Raw genomic sequence first — 2,591 nt, 5'->3', positions numbered from 1 at the left:
CTGCTAGCAATAGCTGAGGCGCTCGGGACACTTGACGCTTTTTCTGATCTTTTTCCCATGCCAGAGGCTTCTTCCCTGGATGAACTGGATGAGTTTAGTCAACTCCGTCGACGCGCAGCGAAGCAGAGGACGCGATGATTGAAAGACTTTCTGTTGCGCTTGATTTCGGTGATGGAGAAAAGCCTCTACAGGTGGGACAGCTTGGCCGGGATCCTGAACGTCGAAGCATAGCTTTCGAGTGGGATGCCGGATTTGCGGCAAGTCCTCTTCCTCTCTCTCCGGTGCTTTGTCGGTCATATGATCAGTTGTTGAGGCCAAACAGCGGTCGGGGTGCAAGTCTTCCTTCCCTGTTTGAAGATAGTCTCCCAGATGGTTGGGGACGTCTCCTGCTTGATCGGGAAATTGCGGCGAGAGGTATCAGCCGAACCACAATCGGAGATATCGAGCGCCTCGCTTATGTCGGGCGCTATGGTAGCGGGGCCCTGACATACGCCCCTGAAACAGACAGCCTTCCGAATGAGAGCATTGATCTGGGCTGGTTCGAAGAGATCATACCACAAGTGGTGAATGGTGCGTCCGCAGCGGATCTTTCGCGGCTCCGTGTCATGTCCGGTGGCAGTCAGGGCGCGCGGCCCAAGTTTGTCGCGCAGATCAATGATGATATGCATTCCTTGCGCGATCACCGTCTGCCGCTCGCTTCCGGCTGGACTCAGGTATTGATCAAAGGGCGTGCATCATCTGATCCGATCGGGACGGTGGAAGCCGAGATCGCTTATGGCATTCTCATGAAAGAAGCTGGCATCAACGTCTGTCGAATGTTTCCGCTAGAAGGTAATAAAGAGCGATTTTTTGGCACTGATCGGTTTGATCGTCCGGGTCGTGGCCGCTTGCATATGTCCACGGTGGCGGGGTTGCTTGATACCGGTATGCAGCACGGTGTGGTTGATTACGTTGATCTCATCAAGCTTGCCAAACTTATGTGTCGTCGGATTGATGTAGTCGAGGAAATTTTTAGACGTATGGTATTTAACGTGCGGGCATTAAACCGGGACGATCATGTTCGAAATCACGCGTTTCTCATGAATGCGGCTGGTGAATGGTCGCTGGCTCCCGCCTATGATGTGTCGTTTTCTGCGGGCCCCGGTGGCGAGCATTCTATTTCGATCGCTGGTGATGGGCGGCACCCGGGCAAGGTTGCCATCAATAAAGTAGCGCGGATCGCGGGGATTAAGCCTGTTCGAAGGGACGAGATTATTGGTGCGGTCGACAGTGCGCTTTGCTTGTGGGAAGAGGTCGCCGCAAATTGTGGAGCGCCTGATTTTCTGATCAAAGAAATTGGCAGTGAAATGGCCATTACCCGCGGATGGAAATGAAATATCGTAGGAGGCTAGTCATCTGGAACTGAAATAAGCATCATTATATGATATTCCTGTCACAATAACGGGAGCAGAACGATGGCGGGACGATAGGCAGGTCAGGTGGTGCTGAGTCCGCAGGCGCGGATGTTTTCTGAAGGGCAGGTCCGGCGTCACAAGGCGCCGCGGTCGTTGTCGGATCGCTGCCGGATGGTTCTGCTCTGCGCCGAAGGCTTGCAAAGCAAGGAAGTTGCTGCACGCCTGGGGGTGCATGAGCACACCGTCGGCAAATGGCGGCGGCGGTTTGTCGAAGATGGCATCGAAGGCCTGACCGACGAATACCGTGCTGGCCGGCCCCGCACGGTGTCGGATGCGCAGGTTACGCAGGTCATCGAGCGCACGCCGAACACAACGCCCAAAGACGCGACCCACTGGTCGATCCGTTCCATGGCCGCCGAGATCGAGAGTGTCCGATCTTCTGTGTATAACTGATCTGGTCCATACTTAACCGAAAGGAAGTATGAATGACCATCTCGATGGAAATCCTCGACGAATTGCTGACGGGCGTAGAGCGTCCTGAAGCCCTGCCTGGTGACGCCGGGCTGCTGAAGGAGCTGAAAATTTGGCTCATGGAGCGCATGCTGGGTGGGGAGTTGACCGCGCATCTGGGCTATGAGGAGGGCAAGGCTGCCCCGCCGGGCCAGTTGAACCGGCGGAATGGCTCCACGACCAAGGTGCTGAAGGGCCAGGACGGCGCCTTTCCAGTGACGGTGCCGCGCGACCGCGGCAGCAGCTTCGAGCCGGAGCTTGTAAAGAAGGGCCAGACCCGGATTGACGGGATCGACGACAGGATCATCGGTCTCTATGCCGCCGGCCTGACTGTCCGGGACATCCAGGCCCATCTGCTTGATCTTTATGGCCAGAAGGTCTCTCCCGACCTGATCAGCCGCGTCACCGATGCCGTGCTGGACGAGGTCCGGGAGTGGCAGGGCCGGGCGCTGGATCGGATGTATCCCATCGTGATCTTCACAGCCTGAACTTCTGCTCATGGAAGGACCGTAAGGCCGTGGCTGCCGACCTGCGCCGGATCTACGAGGCCGCCGCCGCTGACATGGCGGCCGCCGAACTTGATGCGTTCGAGGAGAAATGGGTTCTTCCGCACTTTTCGTGATGGGTATCTTGTACTGTGCTTCTGGAACTGGGAAATCCTGAAAGTCGCCCACTTTCATGGATATT

Annotated in this window: 2 protein-coding genes and 1 pseudogene; all 3 read left to right on the top strand. The window is 56.5% G+C overall.

The window, feature by feature from the left end:
- Positions 1–134 precede the first annotated feature (134 nt).
- Complete coding sequence (locus GEU01_RS25225) at positions 135–1,373, top strand: type II toxin-antitoxin system HipA family toxin (RefSeq protein WP_081500048.1); 1,239 nt, start codon at positions 135–137, stop codon at positions 1,371–1,373.
- A gap of 105 nt (positions 1,374–1,478) precedes the next feature.
- A pseudogene (locus GEU01_RS20705) lies at positions 1,479–1,814 on the top strand (helix-turn-helix domain-containing protein); the annotation flags it as partial.
- A gap of 65 nt (positions 1,815–1,879) precedes the next feature.
- Positions 1,880–2,392 carry an IS256 family transposase gene (locus GEU01_RS23640; RefSeq protein ID WP_019087552.1) on the top strand — a complete coding sequence of 171 codons (513 nt, stop codon included), beginning with the start codon at positions 1,880–1,882 and terminating at the stop codon, positions 2,390–2,392.
- The last annotated feature ends 199 nt before the right edge of the window (positions 2,393–2,591 follow it).

Source organism: Komagataeibacter europaeus LMG 18890, from assembly GCF_000285295.1.
Lineage (GTDB): Bacteria > Pseudomonadota > Alphaproteobacteria > Acetobacterales > Acetobacteraceae > Komagataeibacter > Komagataeibacter europaeus.
The sequence above is the reverse complement of the archived record's forward strand: the minus strand, read 5'-3'. Positions and strand labels throughout refer to the sequence as shown.

What these genes read in the sequence shown, in the direction of transcription:
- GEU01_RS25225 (WP_081500048.1), top strand. Translation starts at nt 135, where the DNA reads ATGATTGAAAGACTTTCTGTTGCGCTTGATTTCGGTGATGGAGAAAAG.
- GEU01_RS23640 (WP_019087552.1), top strand. Translation starts at nt 1,880, where the DNA reads ATGACCATCTCGATGGAAATCCTCGACGAATTGCTGACGGGCGTAGAG.